Annotated in this window: 25 protein-coding genes; 2 read left to right on the top strand and 23 right to left on the bottom strand. The window is 35.4% G+C overall.

Going from position 1 to position 23,385, the window contains the following annotated elements:
- Window positions 1-9: 9 nt before the first annotated feature.
- The 18 genes from CAR_RS04020 to dapG form a co-directional block, all read right to left on the bottom strand.
- Window positions 10-1,488: a UDP-N-acetylmuramoyl-L-alanyl-D-glutamate--2,6-diaminopimelate ligase gene (locus tag CAR_RS04020; protein WP_013710435.1), complete on the bottom strand. Its 1,479-nt coding sequence runs from the start codon at window positions 1,486-1,488 to the stop codon at window positions 10-12.
- A gap of 15 nt (window positions 1,489-1,503) precedes the next feature.
- Window positions 1,504-3,663: a penicillin-binding transpeptidase domain-containing protein gene (locus CAR_RS04015; protein WP_013710434.1), complete on the bottom strand. Its 2,160-nt coding sequence runs from the start codon at window positions 3,661-3,663 to the stop codon at window positions 1,504-1,506.
- Complete coding sequence (gene ftsL / locus CAR_RS04010) at window positions 3,660-4,043, bottom strand: cell division protein FtsL (RefSeq protein WP_013710433.1); 384 nt, start codon at window positions 4,041-4,043, stop codon at window positions 3,660-3,662. The genes CAR_RS04015 and ftsL overlap by 4 nt, the downstream gene beginning before the upstream one ends.
- A 30-nt stretch (window positions 4,044-4,073) precedes the next feature.
- Entirely contained in the window at window positions 4,074-5,030 is a 957-nt protein-coding gene (gene rsmH, locus CAR_RS04005; protein ID WP_013710432.1) for a 16S rRNA (cytosine(1402)-N(4))-methyltransferase RsmH, read from the bottom strand.
- A gap of 61 nt (window positions 5,031-5,091) precedes the next feature.
- Window positions 5,092-5,523 carry a division/cell wall cluster transcriptional repressor MraZ gene (gene mraZ, locus CAR_RS04000; RefSeq protein ID WP_013710431.1) on the bottom strand — a complete coding sequence of 144 codons (432 nt, stop codon included), beginning with the start codon at window positions 5,521-5,523 and terminating at the stop codon, window positions 5,092-5,094.
- A 342-nt stretch (window positions 5,524-5,865) separates the two neighbouring features.
- Entirely contained in the window at window positions 5,866-6,240 is a 375-nt protein-coding gene (locus CAR_RS03995) for a DUF3397 domain-containing protein (protein ID WP_013710430.1), read from the bottom strand.
- Between the two features lie 210 nt (window positions 6,241-6,450).
- Complete coding sequence (gene rpmF / locus CAR_RS03990) at window positions 6,451-6,630, bottom strand: 50S ribosomal protein L32 (protein ID WP_013710429.1); 180 nt, start codon at window positions 6,628-6,630, stop codon at window positions 6,451-6,453.
- A 67-nt stretch (window positions 6,631-6,697) separates the two neighbouring features.
- Window positions 6,698-7,261 carry a YceD family protein gene (locus tag CAR_RS03985; protein WP_013710428.1) on the bottom strand — a complete coding sequence of 188 codons (564 nt, stop codon included), beginning with the start codon at window positions 7,259-7,261 and terminating at the stop codon, window positions 6,698-6,700.
- 85 nt (window positions 7,262-7,346) lie between these two features.
- On the bottom strand, window positions 7,347-8,570 hold the full coding sequence (locus CAR_RS03980) for a nucleotidyltransferase (protein WP_013710427.1): 1,224 nt from the start codon (window positions 8,568-8,570) through the stop codon (window positions 7,347-7,349).
- 14 nt (window positions 8,571-8,584) lie between these two features.
- Window positions 8,585-10,381 (bottom strand): DNA helicase RecQ, encoded by a 1,797-nt coding sequence (recQ, locus tag CAR_RS03975; protein ID WP_013710426.1) that lies wholly within the window; start codon window positions 10,379-10,381, stop codon window positions 8,585-8,587.
- Window positions 10,382-10,452: 71 nt separating this feature from the next.
- A complete protein-coding gene (locus CAR_RS03970) occupies window positions 10,453-11,187 on the bottom strand; it encodes a class I SAM-dependent DNA methyltransferase (protein ID WP_013710425.1) in 735 nt (244 codons plus the stop codon).
- A 5-nt stretch (window positions 11,188-11,192) separates the two neighbouring features.
- Window positions 11,193-11,549: a ribosome silencing factor gene (rsfS, locus tag CAR_RS03965; RefSeq protein ID WP_013710424.1), complete on the bottom strand. Its 357-nt coding sequence runs from the start codon at window positions 11,547-11,549 to the stop codon at window positions 11,193-11,195.
- Window positions 11,550-11,559: 10 nt separating this feature from the next.
- On the bottom strand, window positions 11,560-12,168 hold the full coding sequence (yqeK, locus tag CAR_RS03960; RefSeq protein WP_013710423.1) for a bis(5'-nucleosyl)-tetraphosphatase (symmetrical) YqeK: 609 nt from the start codon (window positions 12,166-12,168) through the stop codon (window positions 11,560-11,562).
- Window positions 12,158-12,802: a nicotinate-nucleotide adenylyltransferase gene (locus tag CAR_RS03955; protein WP_041556159.1), complete on the bottom strand. Its 645-nt coding sequence runs from the start codon at window positions 12,800-12,802 to the stop codon at window positions 12,158-12,160. The genes yqeK and CAR_RS03955 overlap by 11 nt, the downstream gene beginning before the upstream one ends.
- Before the next feature lie 44 nt (window positions 12,803-12,846).
- Window positions 12,847-13,161: a ribosome assembly RNA-binding protein YhbY gene (gene yhbY / locus CAR_RS03950; protein ID WP_013710421.1), complete on the bottom strand. Its 315-nt coding sequence runs from the start codon at window positions 13,159-13,161 to the stop codon at window positions 12,847-12,849.
- Window positions 13,162-13,215: 54 nt separating this feature from the next.
- Window positions 13,216-14,349: a ribosome biogenesis GTPase YqeH gene (gene yqeH, locus CAR_RS03945; RefSeq protein ID WP_013710420.1), complete on the bottom strand. Its 1,134-nt coding sequence runs from the start codon at window positions 14,347-14,349 to the stop codon at window positions 13,216-13,218.
- Window positions 14,327-14,872 carry a YqeG family HAD IIIA-type phosphatase gene (locus CAR_RS03940; protein ID WP_041556158.1) on the bottom strand — a complete coding sequence of 182 codons (546 nt, stop codon included), beginning with the start codon at window positions 14,870-14,872 and terminating at the stop codon, window positions 14,327-14,329. Before CAR_RS03940 ends, yqeH begins: the two co-directional genes overlap by 23 nt.
- A gap of 174 nt (window positions 14,873-15,046) precedes the next feature.
- Complete coding sequence (gene dapG, locus CAR_RS03935) at window positions 15,047-16,246, bottom strand: aspartate kinase (protein ID WP_013710418.1); 1,200 nt, start codon at window positions 16,244-16,246, stop codon at window positions 15,047-15,049.
- A gap of 250 nt (window positions 16,247-16,496) precedes the next feature.
- On the opposite strand from dapG, the gene CAR_RS03930 reads away from it, so the two are divergent.
- Complete coding sequence (locus tag CAR_RS03930; RefSeq protein WP_013710417.1) at window positions 16,497-17,138, top strand: copper homeostasis protein CutC; 642 nt, start codon at window positions 16,497-16,499, stop codon at window positions 17,136-17,138.
- Between the two features lie 187 nt (window positions 17,139-17,325).
- On the opposite strand, the gene thrB is transcribed toward CAR_RS03930, so the two are convergent.
- The 4 genes from thrB to CAR_RS03910 all read right to left on the bottom strand — a co-directional run bounded on the left by thrB (window position 17,326) and on the right by CAR_RS03910 (window position 20,967).
- Window positions 17,326-18,192, bottom strand: coding sequence for a homoserine kinase (thrB, locus tag CAR_RS03925; protein WP_013710416.1), 867 nt, complete (start codon window positions 18,190-18,192; stop codon window positions 17,326-17,328).
- Window positions 18,189-19,247 carry a threonine synthase gene (thrC, locus tag CAR_RS03920; RefSeq protein ID WP_013710415.1) on the bottom strand — a complete coding sequence of 353 codons (1,059 nt, stop codon included), beginning with the start codon at window positions 19,245-19,247 and terminating at the stop codon, window positions 18,189-18,191. The genes thrB and thrC overlap by 4 nt, the downstream gene beginning before the upstream one ends.
- Window positions 19,247-20,536, bottom strand: coding sequence for a homoserine dehydrogenase (locus tag CAR_RS03915; RefSeq protein WP_013710414.1), 1,290 nt, complete (start codon window positions 20,534-20,536; stop codon window positions 19,247-19,249). The genes thrC and CAR_RS03915 overlap by 1 nt, the downstream gene beginning before the upstream one ends.
- 197 nt (window positions 20,537-20,733) lie before the next feature.
- Window positions 20,734-20,967 (bottom strand): YkuJ family protein, encoded by a 234-nt coding sequence (locus CAR_RS03910; RefSeq protein ID WP_013710413.1) that lies wholly within the window; start codon window positions 20,965-20,967, stop codon window positions 20,734-20,736.
- A 175-nt stretch (window positions 20,968-21,142) separates the two neighbouring features.
- Here CAR_RS03910 and CAR_RS03905 point away from each other — a divergent pair, with 175 nt between their 5' ends.
- The gene (locus tag CAR_RS03905) at window positions 21,143-22,324 is read left to right on the top strand and encodes a pyridoxal phosphate-dependent aminotransferase (protein WP_013710412.1); all 1,182 of its coding nucleotides are present in this window, start codon (window positions 21,143-21,145) and stop codon (window positions 22,322-22,324) included.
- A gap of 82 nt (window positions 22,325-22,406) precedes the next feature.
- On the opposite strand, the gene CAR_RS03900 is transcribed toward CAR_RS03905, so the two are convergent.
- Window positions 22,407-23,288, bottom strand: coding sequence for an NAD(P)-dependent oxidoreductase (locus tag CAR_RS03900; RefSeq protein WP_041556157.1), 882 nt, complete (start codon window positions 23,286-23,288; stop codon window positions 22,407-22,409).
- Window positions 23,289-23,385: the final 97 nt, after the last annotated feature.

Here is a 23,385-nt window from a genome sequence, read left to right as displayed (position 1 = left end):
TTTCCGCTCCTATTTATCATTGTTTTTTATGTGTATTGCTTTTTCAGCCTCTTCAACATCATCAAAATGAATTTTTTCAGTACCAATAATTTGGTAATTTTCATGCCCTTTTCCAGCAATCAAGACAATATCATTGGGTGCTGCCTGTTTAATAGCAGACTGGATAGCTTCTCTTCTATCAGGAATCAATTGATAAGACTCTTCTTCTAATCCTGCAACTACTTCATTTAATATAGCATTAGGATCTTCCGTTCTTGGATTGTCAGATGTAAAGATGACTGTATCTGAATTCTTTTGTGCAATTTCAGCCATTATCGGTCGCTTAGTGCGATCACGGTCTCCGCCACAACCGACTACACAAAACACATTTCCAGTTTTAATTTCATTTACTGCATTTAATACATTTAATAACCCATCTGGTGTGTGCGCGTAATCAACGATTACAGCAAAATCATATTCCCCTTTAACGATCTCAAAACGACCTCGTACACCACTTATCTGGCTAAGGGATTGGATAACAGAAGGCAATTCCAATCCAGCCGCATATGCTCCTGCAATAGCTGCTAAAGCATTCGACACATTAAACTTACCAACTAGTTGTAATTGTACTTCGTATACTTGATCTTCAAAATTCAAATTAAAACGGGTACCTTTATTTGTAATCCTTAAATCAGTAGCCTTAAAATCAGCTGATTGATCGATTCCATAAGAAAAAACAGAAGCAGCCGTTTTTTCTTCAAAGCTTCTGCCCACTGGATCATCAAAATTTAAGATAGCAAATTTAGGCTTATCTTGCTGATAGCCATTACCTAATTGTGAAAATAATAAACTTTTGGCTTCAGCATATTTTTCCATAGTGTGATGATATTCCAGATGATCTTGACTTAGATTAGTAAAAATTGCAATGTCAAAATCAGTCCCCCACACCCTGCCTTGAACCAAAGAATGTGAAGAGACTTCCATAGAACAAGTCTGTACGCCGTTTTCTTGCATTTCACGCAATGTTTTTTGCAACGTAAGACTATCTGGTGTCGTATTTTTTGTTTCGTAAACTTCAGCACCAATACGACGATACATTGTTCCGATAACTCCAGTTTTTTCTTTGTGATCATGGAAGATATAATCCAATAGATGAGTAACCGTTGTTTTACCGTTTGTACCAGTAACACCTATAACACGTAAATTCTGGCTCGGATAATCATAAAAAGCAGCGGCTAAAATTGCCATAGCTTTCATTGTATTGTTTACATAGACAACCGGAACTTCTACATCTAGTGGTTCGCTTGCCACCACTAGAACTGCTCCTTTTTGAACAGCCTCTTTCGCTAATTCATGTCCATTATGAAGAGAACCAATAATACAGACAAAAAGTGAACCCGGTTCAACTTCTCTCGTATCTTGAGTAACTTTTGTAATTTCTAAACTATCAGAAAAATCTATTGAAAACTTCTTTGATTTTAATGGTTTGATTAATTCGATTGCTTTCACTATTTTCACCTTTTTCTATTCTTGTGGAGTTTCTAATTTTATGTTAATTTTATCCGTGCTTTGCATATTGGCATTTGGTTCAAGACTTTGACTAACTACATAGCCTTCTCCTTCAAATATAAATTCTAATCCAGTTATTTCTGAAACTTTTAAAACATCATTTTTTGACCATCCCATCATATCCGGCATAGTCATAGCACCATTGGTCATTAAAACCACACGTTGATTTTCAATAGTGGTTTCAGCTGGTAATGGTAATTGTTGTACTATTGTATCACCATTTCCGACAACGGTCACATTTAACTGAGTACCTTCTAATGATTTAAGTGCCTCATCTTTTGAAATTCCAGTAACTTTTGGCATTTCGACCGTATTTGTCTCAGATTCTTCGTCTTCTCCTAAGGCCAAGTATTCTAATGCTCGTTTCATAATAGGATGATAAATTTCTTTAACTACTCCACTTCCTGTTGTACTACCATCTTTAATTTCAGGCTGTTGTACTGTAATGTAGAGAATCACTTTTGGATCATCTGCTGGGGCCATAGCGGCGACAGAATAAATATAATTTGTTCCACCACTATAATATTGTTTTGTTTTAGGATTAACAATCTCAGCAGTCCCAGTTTTTGCAGCAATTTCATGGCCATCGATTTGATAATCTACTCCAGTACCATTTTTGTTGTAAACAACCTCTTTTAAATAGTCCAATGTTTGATCTGCTACTTCTTTACTAATCGGTTGGCCTACAACTTCTGGCTCAACGATTGTTTCTTTTCCTGTATCTGAATCAACAAATTTACTTATAAATTGCGGTTTCATCATTTGCCCATCATTTGCTACCGCTGTAAAAGCTTGCAGCATTTGAAATGCGGTAACGGTTAAACCTTGCCCAAACGCAGTATTCGCTTGTTCTAGAGGATAGTTAAAAGCAACTGAACCTTTAGCTTCATTTGCCAAACCAGAATTAGTCGTTTCTCCAATTCCGAAGGCCTCCATATATTCTTTCCAAGTTTCTGGGCTCATTTTTTCCATTAAGTTAGCAAATGCCACATTACTCGAACGTGCCAAACCTTCTAAATAAGAAATTGTACCCCAACCATTTGGATCATGGTCATGAATCGGATCATCACCAATCATTTTTACTCCTGATTGGAAATAAGCATTTGGATCAAACACACCTTCGCTGACAGCTGCAGCTAAAGTCATAATCTTCATCGTAGATCCTGGTTCATACGTGTTCTCAACCAAAAGATTTTGCCACAATTGATCAATACCTTCTTTTGTGGTTCCATTAAATGTAGGTCTTTGTGATGCTGCAATAATAGCACCTGTCTCTGGATTAATCAACGTTGCCGTTACCATAGCAGGATTGTATTTATCATCAATTTCGCTCATGACATTTTCCATATAGACTTGCATGCGTTTATCTAACGTCAGATAGATATCATCACCATTTTCAGGTTCTGTTGTTTCTACTTTAGAATTTGGAATAACGTAACCAAAACTATCTTTTTGATAAATCGTTTTCCCATCTGTTCCTTTAAGGATATCGTCATATGCAAGTTCAATACCCATCATGCCTTTTAAATCTGTACTAGAAACATCCTCTTCTTTTCCAGAAGGTAATGCAGCATAGCCGACTAAATGCGAAGCGAATATTCCATTAGGATAAAGTCTTGTAGGGGTTTCCTCAAAGACAATGCCTGGTAGTTTTTCTTCTTCAATACTTTTTTTTGTATCAAAAGATAAGTTCTTTCCTGCTTCACCAAATTCAACTTGAGAAAGATCTTTTTGATTTAAGTTTGTTAAAATGTCTTCTTTGCTCATAGGGATATATTTTTCTAATACTTCAGCTGTTTTTTCTTTATCCGATACATGAAACGCTTCATCAGGATTAGACCATTGATCTGTTAAAACTGCTACTAAAGAGTAAGAAGTAGCATCTAATGCAACCGATTCTCCCCCAACATCATATATGGTTCCTCGGTTTGCTTCTAGGATGCTACTTCTCGTGTATAAATTATTTATATTTTGGGATAAATTTTCGCCATTAACTTCACCTTTTACCATGATAAATGCAATTCGTCCCGCAAAAACAATGAGTAAAAGAACTGTGCCAAAAAACAACAATATGGCAACTTTTTTCCTGTTTTTTAGAGGGTTTTTATTCGTCATTTTATAACATTCCTTACATTTTCTTCATTCATTTCTAAACCAAATTTATTCGCGATTTCATACACGCGATCATAACGCGATAATTCTTGAACTTCTTGCTCTAAGTTTTCATTGACCGTTGTGGATTCAGCAATTGAGGTTGTTGCATCTTGTAAAGTGCGATTAGTACTGGCAATGGTAATTTCTAATGAAATACTAACAGCGATAAGAGCAAACAAAACAATTAAAACTGAACTGATAAGTAGTTTTTCTCCTTTTGTTATACCTATTCTTTTTGTAAAAGGAGTATGTATTTTTTCCTTTTTAGGAGTAGGAGCTGTCTGCGGCTGAAAGGGTACTTCGACTTCAATGTTTCTAGCTAAATTACTATCTAATGGCATAAATTAATACTTCCTTCCTATTCTTTAGTGTTAGTTTACTTTAGTTTGTTTTTCAGCAATTCGTAACTTGGCACTTCTCGAACGATTATTTACGGCTAACTCTTCTTCTGAAGGTAGAATTGGTTTTCTGGTAATCAATTTTAATTCAGGTAGAAATCCGTCTGGAATAACTGGTAATCCACGTGGCAATTCAGGTCCTTTAGAGTGATCCTTAAAGATAGTTTTAACGATTCGATCCTCTAATGAATGAAAAGAAATCACGCTGATCCGCCCGCCTATTGCCAATAACTCAATCGCTTGTTCTAACGAATCTTCTACTGAAGACAACTCATCATTAACGGCAATTCGTATCGCTTGAAAAACTCGTTTTGCTGGATGGCCGCCTTTTCTTCTAGCTGGTGCAGGTATTCCTGATTTAATGAGTTCAACTAATTCACTAGTTGTTTCAATAGGTTTAATTTCTCTAGCAGCTTCAATTTTACGAGCAATTTGTTTTGAAAATTTTTCTTCTCCATAACGGTAGAAAATTCTAATCAAATCATGGTAAGACCATTCATTAACGACATCTTTTGCCGTTAATGGAGCATCTGTATCCATCCGCATATCTAAAGGCGCATCTTGGTGATAACTAAAGCCACGTTCTGCTTCATCTAACTGTGGAGAAGATACTCCTAAATCATATAAAATTCCATCTACTTCGTTTATTCCACGTTCAGTTAACTCTTCTTTAATATTCCTGAAATTTGCTTTAATAAAAGTAACCATACCTTTTTCAACATATTCAGCTAACCGGACTTTTGCGTTTTCAATTGCACGCTCGTCTTGGTCAAAAGCAAATAAATGCCCGTTCTCATCTAATTGTGATAGTAAATATTCACTATGACCCGCTCCGCCTAAAGTACAATCAACATAAATACCTTCTGGGGATAACGACAGCCCATCAACTGTTTCGCGCAATAAGACTGTTTCATGATTAAATGCTGTCATTTTTTTCGCCTACCTAACTTACTAGTTTATTTATCTTTTTTTATTTTAAATTGGTAAATTACTAGAATCCAAAATCAATCATATCTTCAGCAATACTATCAAACATCTCTTCAGCTTCTTGGGAAACTTGGTTCCATCTTGTTTCTCCCCAAATTTCAATTCGTTCAGAGACTCCAACAACATGGCAAACTTTTTCTAATTTTGCATGTTCTCTTAAAGTTTGAGGAATATTGATTCTTCCTTGTTTATCTATTTCACATTCAACAGCTGCTGAGTAAAAGAATCTGGTAAAAGCACGAGCTTCTTTCTTTGCTAACGGGAGTTGTTTGAGCTTTTCTTCAAGAGCAGACCATGATTCTTGCGGATATCCAAATAAACATCCATCTAATCCACGAGTAAGAATAAATTTCTCACCTAAATCAGATCGAAACTTTGATGGCATGATTAAACGACCTTTGGCATCAATGTTGTGCTTGTGTTCACCCAATAACATAGCTGTCTCACCCCAAACTCCAATTAGATATTTTTAGTCTACCACAATGCCCCACTTTCCTCCACATTTATTCAAAAAAAGACATAAATCTTTTTCGTTACAGCTTGATTAGTTTTAAACAGTTACCTATTTCTATTCCTATGATGAATTTTTAGTGGGGAATTTCCCCAAATTACTTCAAATAAAAAAGCGAAAGAGAGACAAAATTGTCTCTCTTTCGCTTTTTTATTGCCTATTCAATCTTAAAATCGTTTCAAAAAATAAATTTTCTATTTAATCTATTATTCCCATAATTTAAACTAACAACATTTTTTTTAGTGGCTCAGTTTTTTTAAGTCTTTTTCAAGTCATTATTATATTAGCTGTAACCAAACTGTAATAAGTTAATATAGAACTGATAAAAACAAATCGCCAATACGTTTTAAAAAAACTTTCATATAAAATCTCGCCCTTTTTTGCCGCAATAACCAAAAGTAGGATAATCCCTAAACTAAATATAAAAATTAAAAAATATGGAATTACAGAAAATCCATAGGTTAACTCGCTAAGAATATGAATACCTAAAATTAAAAAAGGAACCAGCAGATCTGGTAACTTAACAGCTGAATGTTGCCTTTTAAAATGACGTTGCGTTTTCTTACTGAAAAAAAGCAATAAAACGAGCGGCAAACAGTACAGCATCAGTTTTCCTATTACTAAAGAAGTTTCGGACTCCATTTCATCCCACCTTTTAAATATGTATATGCATTAATATCTGACTGCTTATTAAACTACATTATCATAAAAAATTCTCTTTTTAAATTTAACTTAATTTCAGCTTTTTGTATACTCCCAATTAAGTACTAGTTTAAAAATCAAAAAACCCCCATTGAGCCATGGTCTCAATAAGGGTTTTCAAATCATCTCATGATGAAATGTGCAAAAAAATTAAGCTTCTTTGCTGATTACTTCTTTACCATCGTAATGTCCACATGATGCACAAACGTGATGGCTTTTTTTCAATTCGCCACAGTTAGGGCATGCGTTCATACCTGGAACTTCTAATTTATAATGAGTACGACGTCTGTTTTTCTTAGCTTTTGATGTTCTTCTTGCTGGTACTGCCATTCCTTACACCTCCTTAAAAATTGCTTCTCTACACAAATTTGTGCTAAAAGAAGCCTATAATACATACTTATTTCTGATTATCAGATTCATCTTTAAACAAATCTTTCAAACCAGCAAAACGCGGATCCTCAGTTTCTGATTTCTGTGTTTCCAAATCTGAAGTGTATTCATCTTCAGAAACGACCAGCCAATCATTTCCACTAGGCATTTCTTGTCCTTCTATCTCCTCTTGCGTAAAGACTTGCAATGGAAGATTTAACAAAACTGCATCCGTAATAGCTTCAGTTAAATCAATCATATCTTTATCTAAAAGAATGACAGTTTCTTCCTCATTATCTATTTTAGATCCAGGAGTAGCAGAAGGCGGAATATATATTTCATCTATTCCAATTGACATAGGGAACAAAACTGGTTTTAGTGATCTTGCAGAGGGTAGTGTCACATCTAATGAAACAACCATATGAAGCAAGATTTCTTTTTCATGAACAATGAGTGTTCCTTCTAAATTAATCGGAGAAACATCCATTAATTCCTTTTCTCGATTCATCAACGTTTTTTTTAAGTCAACAGTTTCCGAGAAAACTAAAGGCTCATTGCGGTATTTTTGCAATTCGTTTAATGACCATTTCATTTTACATCACTCCTAAAGCAACAAGGATTATTATACTAGTGAATGAACCCTTTGTCAACGTATTTTACCTTACAGTCTTTTCTTGCTAAGCTTTGTTTTCATAGGTATTTTCAAAATAAAAGTTTAGTGGCTGACGATAATAATCTTGTTCTTTTATTAAACCCATCTGACCCATTTGATAAATCTTACCTGCTTTTATATCCAATGTCCATAATATTTTATTCTTTTTTGTTACATTGGCAATTAAAGGTATAGCCAACTCTTTCTTTGTTTCTTTCAAATACTTTCTTCCTAATAAACTAAATCCTAATAAATGGATTGCTTTTGGTTTTTTCAATTCCTTGATCATGTCTTCTTTTTTTAATTGAAGTAAAATATAAACACACATTCGTTGCAAACGAGTCCATGATACTCGTTTGTTTTTAATTAACGAAATAAACTGCTCAAAACTTTTTGCTTCTTGAATACACTCTTTTAAGCGGTATTCAATCCCTTCTGTTACTTGGTAAATAGACTGGAGTTCTTCTAATGACTGAACTTCTATTTGATATTTTAAATAAGGCCAATAATTTTCCCAGCTAACAAGCGGATTGGCTGTTACTAACTCCAAACTGCTGGTTGGCATACTTGCCTTCAATTCTTCAAGAGGCAAAGTTTTTTGTTTGGTCTCCAATAATTTTTTTCGAATAGCTGTAGCACTTGAAAAGCTTTGCTCAATTAATTCATCATCATGATAATCCGATCCGACTCGTGTCAGGGTATAAAGTTCCATCGGTTTTTCATAAAGTAGGTTTTCTTTAGCGTAGGCTAATCCCAAAATATTATTTGGCGTAGAAAGAGCGATTGGCTGATTCGGCAGTAGTTCTTTAAGAACTTGTTCCATTTGTAAAGCATACGTTTGTCCTGGGTTTTTATTTTCTTTAAAACGTTGGTTAATAGTTGCTGTATGTTGATTTAAAAATTGAGCTAGTTTTTGGTAATCTGAACCTTCACCAGATTCAGAACCAAAGCAGATTGCATCACATTTCATAGCCTGCAATAATCCAACGGCTCCTTTTGCAAAATAATCAGCTGGTTGCGCACTAAAAGCCACCGGTAGTTCGATCACTATATCTGCTCCCGCTGCTAAAGCCATTTGTGTCCTAGCCCATTTGTCCACAATAGCTGGTTCGCCGCGTTGCAAGAAATTTCCGCTCATTACAGCAATAATAACATCCGCACCTGATAACTCCCTAGCTTTTTTCAAGTGGTACACATGACCATTGTGCAATGGATTATATTCTACAACTACACCACAACTCTTCATCATTTAAAGACCTCTCTTTAACTTGTTACTTTAGCTTGTTTTAAGCAGGTTAAAAAAGCTTCTCCGTATTTTTCTAGTTTATTTTCTCCTACACCTTTTACTGTCAACATTTCAGTTTCGTTTTGAGGCATTAAGACACACATTTGGTGCAATGTTTCATCTGAGAAAATAACATACGGTGGAACCTTTTGTTCCGTTGCGAATGCACGTCTTAATTCTCTTAATTGATCGAATAAAGCATCGTCTACTGCTACTTTTTGTGCAACTTTTGCTTGTTTTCTGGTAACGGACAGTTCTCCTTTTAAAACGGCAACAGCTTTTTCGGTTAATTTTAAAATGGGGTATTGCCCGTCAGTAGGCGCTAAATATTTTTCAGCCGTTAAATAATCAATCAATTGGGTCACGTCTTTTTGAGGCACCCCTTTCATCAATCCATAAGTTGAAAGATCTTCAAAATGCCATTGCGTGACTTTTTTATCTTTTGAGCCAGTCAATACTTTCATGATAAGCGATTTTCCATACGTTTGGCCCATCCGCTTAACACAGGATAATACTTTTTGAGTCTCTAACGTAATGTCTGCAACTTCACGATCATCTAAACAGTTGCTGCATCTTCCACAATCCTCACAGTTATCACCAAAATATTCAACAATGTACCGCTGCAAACAAATTTGAGTTGATCCATACTGGGCCATTTCTCTTAATTTTCGGTATTCTTGATTTTTTAATTCTTCCGTCATCTCTGATTGGTCGATAAAGAATTTCTGAATTTGCATATCTTGAGGAGAAAATAATAAAATTGCATCACTTGGCAGTCCATCTCTACCCGCGCGTCCAGCTTCTTGGTAATAAGCTTCAATATTTTTTGGGATCTGATAATGAATAACAAAACGGACATTGCTTTTATCAATTCCCATACCAAATGCATTTGTGGCGACCATTACCGTTACTTCATCATATAGAAATTTTTCTTGCCAGCTGTTACGTTCATCTTCTTTTAACCCACCATGATACTTACCAGCCTTAATTTTTTTGGCATTCAGCAGTTCATAGATCCGCTCCACTTCTTTTCGTGTGCTAGCATAGACAATCCCAGATTGCCCTTTATTCACTGTTAAATAATCCAATAAGAAACGGTTGCGTTCTTGCCCTTTAATGACTTGAAAAGCTAGATTATCACGCTCAAACCCCGTTTTCACTCGATTATCAGAAAGAATACCTAATAAATTTAAAATATCGTTTGAGACAATAGGTGTTGCCGTAGCTGTTAAAGCTAACACGATAGGTCGATAATCCAATTGTTGGATTGATTCTCCTAAAGACAAGTAACTTGGCCTAAAATCATGCCCCCATTGAGAAATACAATGCGCTTCATCGATAGCTATCATTGAAATATTTATAGTATGCATCAAGTAAAAAATTTCTTCCGTTTGGAATCGCTCAGGAGCAACATAAATCAATTTATAGTCTCCATTGACTGCCTTTTTCAATCGCACATTCATCTCTGCAGCAGTTAACGTACTATTTAAATAAGTAGCCGATATACCTACTTCTGTTAACGCATCTACTTGATCCTTCATCAATGAAATAAGTGGTGAAACAACTATTGTTACTCCTTCAAAGACTAGAGAAGGAATTTGGTAACAAAGGGATTTCCCCCCGCCTGTTGGCATAATTGCTAACGTATCTTTTCCTTGTAAAACTTTTTCAATGACTTCTTTTTGTCCTGTTTTAAATTCTGTAAATCCATATGTCTCTTGGAGCACATGATAAGCCTTTGTTAACAATGTATCTCTCCTTTCGATAGAAATCATTATGTAAAAAAACAGAAAAATCCTAATCGATTTTTCTGTTTTCCATTAAAAAGGTTTCATTTATAAGCCATTTATTTCGTACAAACAAAAAACCAACGTGGACTTTCTTCAATTACTTCAGCATCTCCAAAATCAGCACTTACTTCAATTGAAGAAAAGCCAGCTTTTGAAAGCATATCTTTGTACTGTTCGATTGAATAAGTCCGTTCATTATGCGTTTCATCGTAACGTTCATAAAGATCTAATTCTTCATCATAAACAAAGAATGTCAGGTCATGCTCGACAGAATGAGGTACTTCACCCGCATAACTTTTCCATAAAAAACTAATTTCTTCAGATTGGTCGTTAAACATATATCCTGGAAATACGGTATCCGTTTGATAAGTCGAATGAACATCAAACAAAAACGTTCCTGATTCTGTTAATACATTATATACTTGTTGGAAAACTTTTAATACAGCTTCCTCATTTGGCATGTAACATAATGAATCTGAAAAACATGTAACAGCTTCATACTGACCAATTTCAGATAGTTCCATCATGTCTGCTTGAATTAAAGGTAGGTCTATTTTTTCTGCCATTGCTCGTTCATTGGCTAAACTCAACATGTTGTCAGATAAATCTAGTCCTGTTACAGTGTAGCCTCTTTTAGAAAGTGCTACAGCTAACGCACCCGTCCCACAAGCAAGTTCCAACACATTCGTTTTTTTATTTTGAAGGTGCTTATCAACAAATTGCCCCCAACGATCATAAAGGGTTTCATCCATAATCGCATCATATACTTGTGCAAATGTTTGATAACTCATTGAATTTAGACCATCTTAGTGATGTCTACCAACGGAGCATCACTCCATAATTTTTCAAGATTATAAAATGAACGTTCTGAATAGTGGAAAACATGGACAACGACATCTCCAAGGTCAATTAGCAACCATTTAGATGAATCACGTCCTTCAACTCTTCTTACGTCAATTCCAGCTTCTTCAGCTTTATCAATAATTTCTTCAGAGATAGCTTTAACTTGTTTTTCACTATTACCGTGCATAACAATAAAATAATCTGCTAAAATAGAAATTTTGCTAACATCCATTGCAATGATGTCCTCTGCTCTTTTATCATCTGCTGCTTTTACGATCAATTCTACTAATTCTATGCTTTCAGTTACCATGTTGTTCCTCCTAAGGATTTGCTACCCATTTATTATAAGTAGCAATTGTTTTTGGATAAATTTTTCTATTTTTTTCAATCAAATGTTGCAAGGTTTGTTTTGTTTCATATTGAACTGCTGCTTGTAGATTTTCTGCTGCAATTTTCCGAGCATTTTCTACACTAGGAAAATTTCTACCAGGTTCGATATAATCAGCAACGTAAATAACTTGTTCTAAAACAGTCATTTTTTCTGCACCTATTGTGTGATGTCTAATAGCATTTAGAATATCTGGATCAGATATTCCTAATTCATGTTCTACTAAAAATGCACCTAATGGTCCGTGCCAAATATTGCTTCCGTATTCAAGCATTTCTAAATCAAACTGTTCACGATAAATTAAATCTTGCATCTCTTTGTCGCTACGTTCTTTTGCGTAATCATGCGTTAACGCCGCAATACTGGCTGCTTCAGTTGAGGCACCATATTTTTCTGCTAATTGAATAGCCGCTTGCTCTACACCTAAAACATGCTGAAACCTTTTTCTACTCATTTGATTTTGAACAGCTTGAATCAATTCGTTTCTTGTAAGAGTTGTGTATTTTTTCGAATACATTAATTGATTCATTTTATCTTCCATTTTGATACAACCCTTCGCGCCAAATATACTCTAGCGTTTTTCTAGGGATTAAATAGTTTACTGGACAGTTCATTTCTAAATTTTTGCGCAAGGAAGTAGAACTGATATCCATTGAAGGTACATCTACCCAAATAATTGGATAAGGACTAAGAAGGTTGTATCCTGGGCGATTAACTCCCACAAACTCTACAAGCTGAGCCAATTCTTCTATTTTATACCATTTTGGTAAGTACTCCACCATATCTCCACCAATAATAAAATAATAATCTGTATCCGGATGTTCTTCCTTCAATTTCACTATTGTATCATAGGTGTAACTTTTTCCACCACGTTCAATTTCTGCTTTTTCAACATCAAATCTTTGATTGCCTTCGATGGCTAATTCAACCATACGAAGTCTATGATTGGCTTCAATTGCTTTTTTTTCATCTTGATGTGGCGGATTTGCACTTGGCATGAAATAGATTTTTTCTAACCCCAATTGATGACAAACTTGATCCGCAATAATCAAGTGTCCGATATGAGGAGGATTGAACGTCCCCCCAAGAATACCAACTCTTTTTTTTGGTTGGATGTCAAATTCAATTTCTGTTGCTAATTGAGTTCTACTATTAGAAAAAGATTGCCTTTTCAAGCTAATCACCTTTCTTCCCAAAAATATACTAACTAAACGGTTTATTATTTTGCTCGTGGAATTTCATTTGAAATACGTTGATATTTTTCTTGATTAGATTTCTTAAATAACACAATAACACGACCAATGATTTGTACTGCATCACAGCCGATTTCTTGCTCAAGAACAGCTGCAACATCTTCAGCTACTTCATCTGTATTTTGTAATAATCCTACTTTGATTAATTCTCTTTTTTCTAGAGCTTCATTAATTTGTACGATAACTTCTTTATTCAAACCATTTTTCCCAATTTGAAAGATAGGATTTAGATGATGTGCTTTGCTTCTTAAAAAACGTTTTTGTTTACCTGTTAACTTCATTTTTATTCACTCCATTAAGACCATAGTGATCTCTTCTACTTTATTTCTAGTTTATTATATTAAAGATTTTCGGATAAGAACATCTATTCCTTTTGGTGCCCATCCAGCTACGACACATCCAGGCTCATTAACTGTTACCCAACCAAGGCCTGCAAAGACTATGTCAGCTTTTTCTTTAACGGAAAATTCAAATCGAACCAATTCAGGGAATCCATCAACCTCATCTTCACGAGGCGGTTGCAATAGTTTACCTACTTGTTTTTGATACAATTCATCCGCTTTTTCTAATTTAGTACGGTGTATATTCAAATCATTAGACACAAAGCAAGTAAATGAATGTCTTGCTCCTTTTAAGTAATCAAAACGAGCTACTCCACCAAAAAATAAAGTTTGTCCTTCATTTAATTGATAAACAATTGGTTTGATCTCTTTTTTAGGTGCAATCAACTTCAAATCTTTGTCTCCTAAAACATGAGCCATTTGATGACGATGGATAATTCCTGGTGTATCAATTAAATTTTTGCCATCATCTAACGGAATTTCTATCCGATCAAGTGTTGTTCCAGGAAATTGAGAAGTCGTAATCAAATCTTGTACGCCAGCAGTTGACTTAATGATTTGGTTGATTAATGTCGATTTCCCAACATTGGTAACCCCAACTACAAATACATCACGTCCTTTACGATGTTTCTCAATAGCATCAAGCAAGATTTCCATCTCAGCAGGTTTCATGGCGCTCGTTAGTAAAACATCTTCTGGACGCAACCCTTCTTCATGAGCCCGTTCACGTAACCATTGCGTCATTTTACCACGCTTCAATGATTTAGGAAGTAAGTCTACTTTATTCCCAACTAACAATACTGGATTTTTCCCAACAAAACGGTGTAGTCCAGGTATCAAACTGCCATTGAAGTCAAAGATATCAATTACGTTCACGATTAATGCATCTTCCGAACCCAGTTCATTTAACAATTTCAGAAAATCATCATCAGTCAATTGAACATCTTGGATTTCATTATAATGGCGTAATCTGAAACAGCGTTGACAATAGACTTCACCTTTTTCTAACCCTTTTTCTAAGGCTGAAGCTGGTGTATATCCTACAGCTTCTTTGTCTGTTGTTTGAATAATAGCTCCGCACCCTATACAACGGATTTCTTCCTCATTATTTAATTCTTTTGTCGTCATTTATTGACTTCCTCCATCTCATAGTTGGATCTTTTTTGATCATATATCTCATAATATGCAGCTCCATAAAACGGTTAAGTCGAGTATTCCAAGCATCTGTATTTATTATCGGTTTTACTAATACATTACGTATCCCAGCAAGGTTTGCTCCCCAAATATCCGTCATAATCTGATCGCCGACCATAATAATCTCATCAGTGGATAGATTTAATTTTTTACTCGCTCTTTTAAATCCAATCGTTGTTGGTTTTAAAGCTCTAGAAACATAGTCTAGTCGTAATACTTTTGCAACTCGCTCCACACGTGTTGCTTTGTTATTAGAAAGAATCACTACAGGAATACCGGCTTCTTCCATAAGACTAATCCATTCAATCAACTCTTCAGTCCCATCCGGATTATTCCATGCAATCAAAGTATTGTCCAAGTCTGTTAGGATAGCTTTAACATTTTGTTCTTTCAATTGTTCTGGTGTTATATGGTAAATCGCTTCTACCATATAAGTCGGTTTAAATATCTTTAACATTTTTTCACCCTAATCATTAAAATAGGAGTACCTCTTACAGTACTCCTAAAGTTTACTATTTACTTAATTATACGCCAAATTATTAAAAAAACAATCATTAGCGGTCTTTTTTAGGCTAATTCTCATGTGGCAGATTTATTTTATACTTATAAAGAACAGCTACATTTTTTTCATTTAATTTATTTGCAAAAAAACTTCATGAAGTTCATTCAATGCTAGTTTCAAGTTTTTTTCTTCAATAAGAATCCAAATGGTTGTATAGCTGTCGGCAGATTGATAGATGGGTATGTTCAATTTTGCCATTGCTGTTACAATTTTAGCAGTCACACCTGGGACTCCTGTTATTCCTGCACCTACAATTGCTACCTTCGCACAATTTTCGTGAGTCGTATAGATAACGCTTTGTTCATCCAATAATTGTTTTGCATTTTCACTAATCTGTTGTGGTAAAGTGAAAACGATTTTCCCAGGGAATATATTAATGAAATCCAAACTAAAGCCGGATTGCGCTAAGAGATTGAACAATGACTCCTGTAGCTTTTCATTTGTTTCAATCGTAAATTGTACTAAATGAGGTACATGAGCAATTCCTGTCACTAGCCGTTGTGGAATGTTTCGGTCTTCTGAATGTGTGATCAGTGTTCCCACATCTGTTACAGTTTCATAAGTTGAACGGATCCGAACCGGTATCCCTGCTTGTTGTGCGATTTCAACCGCTCTCGGATCAATGACTTTTGCTCCTTCATGAGCCATATTACTAACTTCATTATAACTTACGACCTGTAAAAATTGAGCATTTTCCACTAATCTAGGATCTGCTGTCATCATTCCAGAAACATCTGTAAAAATATCAATGCTTTCTGCTTTAAATGCAGCGCCTAACAAGGCAGCAGTCGTATCACTACCGCCGCGACCAATTGTTGTGATATTTCCATTTTCGCTTACTCCTTGAAAACCAGCTACTACAGTTACATCTTTTGTTTTAAATTGCTCATTTATTGTTGCAGTATCGACCCTTATCACCTTTGCTTGTCCGTAATCTTCATTTGTTCGAATACCAGCGCTTTGTCCCGTTAAACCAACTGCATTGATGCCATTCTTTTTTAATTGATTTGTAAAAACAGCTGTTGAGATTGTCTCTCCAACGGACAACAGCATGTCTCGCTCTCTAAGGTCTAAATAGCTTTTTTCTCCATCAATCAAATTCAATAAAGAATCTGTTGCATATGGATCGCCCATTCTTCCAATAGCAGATACAACAACAATTACTTTATAGCCTAATGAAACAGCATGTTCGATGTGTTTTTCAGCTGCTAATCGACTTTCTTCATTTTTAACTGATGTACCGCCAAATTTTTGAATTAAAATTTTCATTATTTACCATCCTTTAAATCTGTTTATCTGTAAAAAACTATCTGATTCTTACGTTCGTATTTAAATTAAAAAAACTTTTGATTTAGTATTTCTGCTTTATTATAGCGAAGACATTCTTTAGTTTCAATTATCTTACGAATTTCATAGAACAATTTAGTTTTTTTTTGCTATACTAATGATTGTTACACCATGAAATAAGCGATTAAAGAATCAGCAATTTACCACATCCACTTAAAAGGAGTTTATAAAAATGTATTTAAAAGAAGTATGTTTAGAAAATTATAGTTTTATTCCTAAAGCCATTGCTCAAGGAGCAACCAGAATTGAATTATGTGATTACTTGATTAGTGGGGGAACGACTGTCAGCAAGGGCGTTATGCATGAAGCAGCCGCTTATTGTGCTGAAAAAATGATTCCATTAATGGCTATGATTCGTCCTCGTTCAGGTGATTTTGTTTATAATGATAGCGAACTGAAGATTATGGGCTATGACATTATTGAAGCGCGTAATTTAGGATTAGATGGCATTGTATTAGGTTGTTTGACCAATGATCAATTGATTGATGAAGATGCCATGGAACAATTACTAGAAGAAGCCTACGGACTACAAGTAACGTTTCATATGGCTTTCGATGCTATACCCGTTGAAAAACAATTTGAAGCTATTGATTGGTTAGTTGAACATGGTGTCCAAAGAATTTTAACTCATGGTGGAGATTTGAGTTTGCCTATTGAAGAAACGCTTCCTCACCTTAAAGAATTAGTTGATTACGCGAAAGATCGTATTCTTATTCTTCCTGGCGGAGGCATCACTAATGAAAATGCAAATGCTATCCAACAATACCTTGACGTTACAGAATTACATGGTTCAAAAATAGTCGGCGAACTTTAAGTTTGTATTTTCAAATAATTTAAGTGATGAAAAAGTTATTTATAAAAAAGATTTTCTGTTTTATAAATTTATTAAACGAACGGCTTTGCTTGTATAGAAACATAGCATTACCAGAAACCTATAGTCTTTTTGAAAAATTATAGCCCCAATCAAAAAAGTCAGAACACAAAGTTCTGACTTTTTTGATTTATTTTTTTACTTGGATACCTTCTCGTTCAACACTAAATTGTCGTACATCTGCATCTGTAAAAATCTCTTTTAATAGTTGCTCTAGCTCTTTTAACTTCGAATAAGGTACTAAAATTAATACCGTTGATCCTGCGCCGCTTAAAAAGGTAGCATAAGCTCCATTATTTTTGGCTAGACTCCGAATTCGAGATAGATGAGGCACCAAATCTTTACGGTAGTTTTCATGCCACAAATCATTGCCCATCATTTCTCCTGCTAAATTCAGATTATTCGCTAAGACTGCTGCAATCATTACATTGCTGATAGAACTGGCTTGTACAGCTTGCGCATAATTTAGCGTTTTTGGCAACACATCTCGACTTTCTTTGGTTAATAATTCATCGGTTGGAATAACCGCTAAGATACCCGTATCTGGGAAAGTGTGTTTCACTGCATAAACAGAATCTTGAATTTTGCTGGCTACTACGAAATCGCCCAGAATAGCGGGCGCAGCATTATCTGGATGCCCTTCTAAATTAGAAGCCAGAGTTACTCTATCCTTATCACTTAACTGTAAGCCAGCTAATTGGTTAGCCATTTCAATACCTGCAATAATAGCTGCTGAGCTGCTTCCTAATCCGCGTGTTGCAGGAATCTCACTTTCCATCCATAACTCTCTAGGCGTAAGAGTTGGAACTAGAGACAAAGCCGTTTGGATAATAAGATTCGTTTCATCCTTTGGTATACTTTCTCCAAGCTGGTGATGAATGATCCAACTGTCAGTTTCAGCTCCTATTTTTAATGTCAAATAGAGGTTTAAAGCTAACCCGCATGAATCAAAACCGGGACCCAAGTTAGACGTTGTTCCTGGTACGATTATTTTCATAATTTTTCAACACCTGCTTGCAAATGTTTTTTCATGTCTTCTAAGTCATCCATCTTTGAAATAGGAATTGTCGTCACTTCAAGTGCAGTATCTGGATCTTTCAATCCGTTTCCAGTAAACACACAGACAACAGTCTCGCCTTTTATTATCGCTCCGCTTTTGACATCTTTGATCACTCCTGCTAATGAAGCTGCTGATCCTGGTTCAATAAATACACCATCCATTGCAGCAACTTTCCGATAAGCATTGATAATCTCCTCATCAGTCACGAAATCAATTTTACCCTTAGACTCATCTCGAGCATTCTCCGCTAATTCCCAGCTAGCAGGATTTCCAATTCTAATAGCTGTTGCAATTGTTTCAGGATTTTCAATAACTTTTCCTTGCACAATAGCAGCCGCACCTTCTGCTTCATATCCATGCATTCTTGGTAATCCTGTTTGATTTAGTTCATTCCATTCTTTAAATCCTTTCCAGTAGGCAGTAATATTTCCTGCATTACCGACCGGGATAGCTAACACATCCGGGGCCTTTCCAAGATCTTCACATACTTCAAAAGCTGCTGTTTTTTGTCCCTCAATACGATAAGGATTAACCGAATTAACTAACGTAACGGCTTCTGTTTTAGCTAATTTCCGAACAGATTTCAACGCTTGGTCAAAATTACCTTGGATCGAAATAATATCTGCTCCATACATGACTGCTTGAGCTAATTTACCTAAAGCAATTTTTCCATCTGGAATGACGATGTACGCTTTTAAACCAGCTCGTGTAGCGTATGCTGCAGCTGCGGCGCTGGTATTCCCAGTAGAGGCACAAATGATTGCTTTCGCTCCTTCTTCTTTTGCTTTTGCTACGGCCATAACCATCCCACGATCTTTAAATGAACCAGTAGGATTCAACCCTTCGTATTTTCCATATAACTCAATCCCAAGTTCTTTTGAGAGATTCGTTAGTGGAATTAAAGGAGTGTTTCCTTCATAGAGAGAAATCATAGGCGTTTTATCTGTAATAGGCAGTAGTTCTTTATATTTTTCAAGTAAACCTTGATACATTATTTCCCCTCCATTACTTTAAAACAAACAAGGAGATTCATATCTTTTGACTCTTTGAGTGCTTTTAAAATTTCTTTTTGTTGAGCTTTATTTATTTCATGTGTCACAATCACTACTTTTGCCGTTTCACTTGAATGTGGCTGCTGAATAATTTGGTCAAAACCACTATTGCATTGACTGAATACTGTTGCTAACGCTAAAAATTGGCCAGTTTTATCTTGCATCTCAATAGCAATATAATACTTATTGCTTACTTCAGTATCTTGTGCAAGGCTTGTTTCATGTTGGTAAGAACTAAAGACATTACCACTCGTACCTAACTGAATATTCTTCGCAACAGTAATTACATCACTGACAATACTATTTGCAGTTGGCAACTCTCCGGCACCGGGGCCATAATACATTGTTTCCCCCACCGCTGCACCAACAACAAAAACAGCGTTATTTTCATTTTGAACACTTGCCAGTGGATGATTAGCTGGTACAAGGACTGGACCGACATCCACACTTATATTTTCTTCGATTTGAATTGCCGAACCAATCAATTTTATTTTATAGCCTAATTTTTCAGCCATCTGAATATCTTCTTGTTGTAAATCCCGAATTCCTTTTGTTTCAATTTGATCTAATTCGACATTCATACCAAAAGCTAAACGCGTCAATATAACCATTTTACGTGCAGCATCTATGCCGTCAACATCATTTGTTGGATCGCTTTCTGCAAAACCTAATTCTTGAGCTTCTTTTAAAGCTTCTTCATAAGTTTTTCCTTCACTCGTCATTTTTGACAAAATAAAGTTCGTTGTTCCGTTAACAATTCCAAAAACTTTTTGGATTTCATCTGAAGCAAGACTATCCACTATCGTACGTAGAATCGGAATTCCACCAGCAACACTAGCTTCATAGTACAAATCACACTGGTTTGCTTTTGCTAATGCGACCAATTCATTTCCGTGCAACGCAATTAAATCTTTATTTGCTGTGACAACATGTTTTCCAGCTATCAATGCTTTTTTGATATACGTTTTCGCTTCATCAATACTACCCATAACCTCTATTACAATATCTATTTCTGGGTCATTTATAATCTCATCGACATCCAGAGTCAACTCAATCCCTTCAGCAATTGAGCCTCTCTTTTTATCGATATCGCGTACTAAAACTTTTTTTATTTTTAAAGAAACACCGGTCACTTGGTTTAATTTGGGTTCATGGTGTTTCAATATACGCAACACACCACTTCCAACCGTTCCAAAGCCTAAAATTCCTATTTGCAAATGTTTTTTCATTATTTGTCTCCTTTACTTAGCTAATTTCTCCCGCACTATTTATGAGGTTTAAGCAATCTTTAACTCATCGTTTTTTAATCATACGTATTACTAGTATAACGAATATCTAAAAAAATACTAGCTTGGAAATAAACAAAAAAAAAAGACGTACAAAAAAATTCTTGAAAGAATTTTTTGTATGTCTTTAACAGGCTATTTTAATCTTGAAGTAATTCAAATATTTCCATAGCAACTAAGTCTACATCATCAAATTGATAAACTTGTTGAGTAGAAGTCTCTAATAATTCAAATGTTTCAGGTTTTGCATCATACGTAATAACACAACGTTCGTTTCCTTCTTTTTCAAATCGACGAACTTGAACTTCACTTTCTGTATCTTCTAGCATAGCTTCCAATCGGCGAATAATTCCTACTAATTGTGAAGTTGTCATAGTTTCGTGCCCCTTTCAAACTTAACTCAGTAATCATTCTAACAGAATTTTATATAAAAGACATTAAACTCACTCTATTTTCATAAAAAAATAATCTTTACACAAAAAAAACGAACCTTTGGAAGAACTTATGTTAATATAGTTAAAATACATTATCAAAAGGGGGCACCAAGTAATGAATCCATTACAAGAACACTTTAATAATCAAGTCTATAAAATCGAAGTTTCAGATATCCGAAAATTCGATGAACGCGTGTCACCAATAGAAGGCATGCTTAAATTAACTTTAGGGGCACCAGACTTCAATACACCCGACCATATTAAAGAAGCAGCTATCGAAGCTATTAACAACAATGAGTCACACTATACAGGTATGGCTGGTGATCTTCAGCTACGAGTGGCAGCTTCTGGGTTTCTTAAAAAGAAATATGCTCTTGCTTATAGTCCCGAAAATGAAGTTTTAGTAACTATCGGTGCTACTGAAGCCATCTCCGCTTCTTTATTAGCTATTTTAAACCCAGGTGATAAAATTTTGGTGCCTTCCCCAATTTTCCCTGGCTATGAACCATTGATTACTTTAAGCCAAGCAACACCTATTTTTATTGACACTAGTGTAAATGGATTTGTCTTAACTCCTCAGATGATTGAGGATGCAATGACGGAACATGGTACTTCTGTAAAAGCAATTATTTTAAACTATCCAAATAATCCGACCGGTGTAACTTACATGCGAGAAGAAATAAAGGCACTAGCTGAAGTCCTAAAAAAACATGATCTATTTGTTATTAGCGATGAAATTTATAGTGAATTAACTTACGACAATGAGCATGTCTCTATTGCCGAGTACTTAAGAGAACAAACAATTCTGATTAATGGACTTTCAAAATCACATGCAATGACTGGATGGAGAATCGGGTTTATCTTTGCACCAAAAGAACTTACTGCACAAATTATTAAAGTTCATCAATATTTGGTTACATGCGCCACTTCTATTTCTCAAAAAGCTGCTTTGGCTGCTTTAACTGTTGGAATAGATGATGCCATTCCAATGAAAGAAGAATACCAGAAGAGAAGAGATTACCTTTTTGAAGAACTGATTCAATTAGGTTTTGAAGTAGCACGTCCCAATGGCGCTTTTTATCTTTTTGCAAAAATTCCGAAAGAGTACATCCAAAATAGCATGGATTTTTGTGTAGACTTAGCTGAAAAAAATAAACTAGCGTTAATTCCCGGTTCAGCTTTTGGAGATGCCGGGGAAGGATACATCCGCCTAAGTTATGCTGCCAGCATGGATAATTTAGTAGAAGCTGTTAAACGATTGAACAACTATATGGCCTCTCATACGAAAACTGTATAGTCTTTTAGCTAAAAATACAGCAGTTCTAAGCAAACGATGCTTAGAACTGCTGTATTTTTTGTTTCTCTGTTTAATACTTTTTTTATGGGCGTTTTCCTTCTGGCCACCATAACTTAATAATCGCTTGCGTCCCATCATTTTCAAAACCATTTAACGCTAAGTCTTCATATAATTGTTTAGCTAAATGAGTAGAGGGTAAATCTAAAGACATCTTTTCAGACTCATCTAACGCAATTTTTAAATCTTTGATAAAGTGTTTTACAAAAAAACCAGCTGTATAATCTTCTTTAAGAATCCTTGGTCCATAGTTTGATAATGACCAATTTTGCGCGCTTCCTCCACCAACGGTATCCAATACTTTGTTAAGGTCTAGATTTGCAGCGTTAGCATAGGCTAAAAGTTCTGCCATTCCCATCATTGTACCGGCAATCATAATTTGATTAGCCATTTTTGTGTGCTGTCCACTGCCCGCTTCACCTTGTAAATTTACTTTAGCAGAAAATACGTTAAAAATAGGTTCTATTTTTTCATAAGTACTTTCTTCTCCGCCAACCATAACGGTCAACGTCCCATTCTTAGCGCCTAGGTCTCCTCCAGATACAGGAGCATCTAGAACTCCAATCCCTCGTTCCTTACCTTCTTGATACAATTTTTGAGCTAATGTAGGGGTACTTGTTGTCATATCTACTAAAATATGGTTTTCAGTTGCTGTTTTAAAGATTCCTTTTTCACCAAAGTAGGTTTTTTCTACATCTTGCGGATACCCAACAATCGTAAAAATAATTTCACTCTTAGCCGTTACTTCAGCTGGCGAGTCAGCCCATTTAGCCCCTAACTGAATCAATTCATCAGCCTTACTCTTCGTGCGGTTGTATACTGTTACGGCATAGTCAGCTGCTAATAAGTGTTTGACAATCGAAGAACCCATGACCCCAGTTCCAATAAATCCGATAGCTTTTGTCATTTGCATCCTCTCCCTTAACTTAATTTGATTCTAGTATATCAGTTTTACTACATAGAACACATTCATTTTGATGAAATACCTACAAAAAAAGCACAAG

Origin of the sequence: Carnobacterium sp. 17-4 (assembly GCF_000195575.1) — a bacterium.
Taxonomy (GTDB): Bacteria; Bacillota; Bacilli; order Lactobacillales; family Carnobacteriaceae; genus Carnobacterium_B.
The sequence above is the reverse complement of the archived record's forward strand: the minus strand, read 5'-3'. Positions and strand labels throughout refer to the sequence as shown.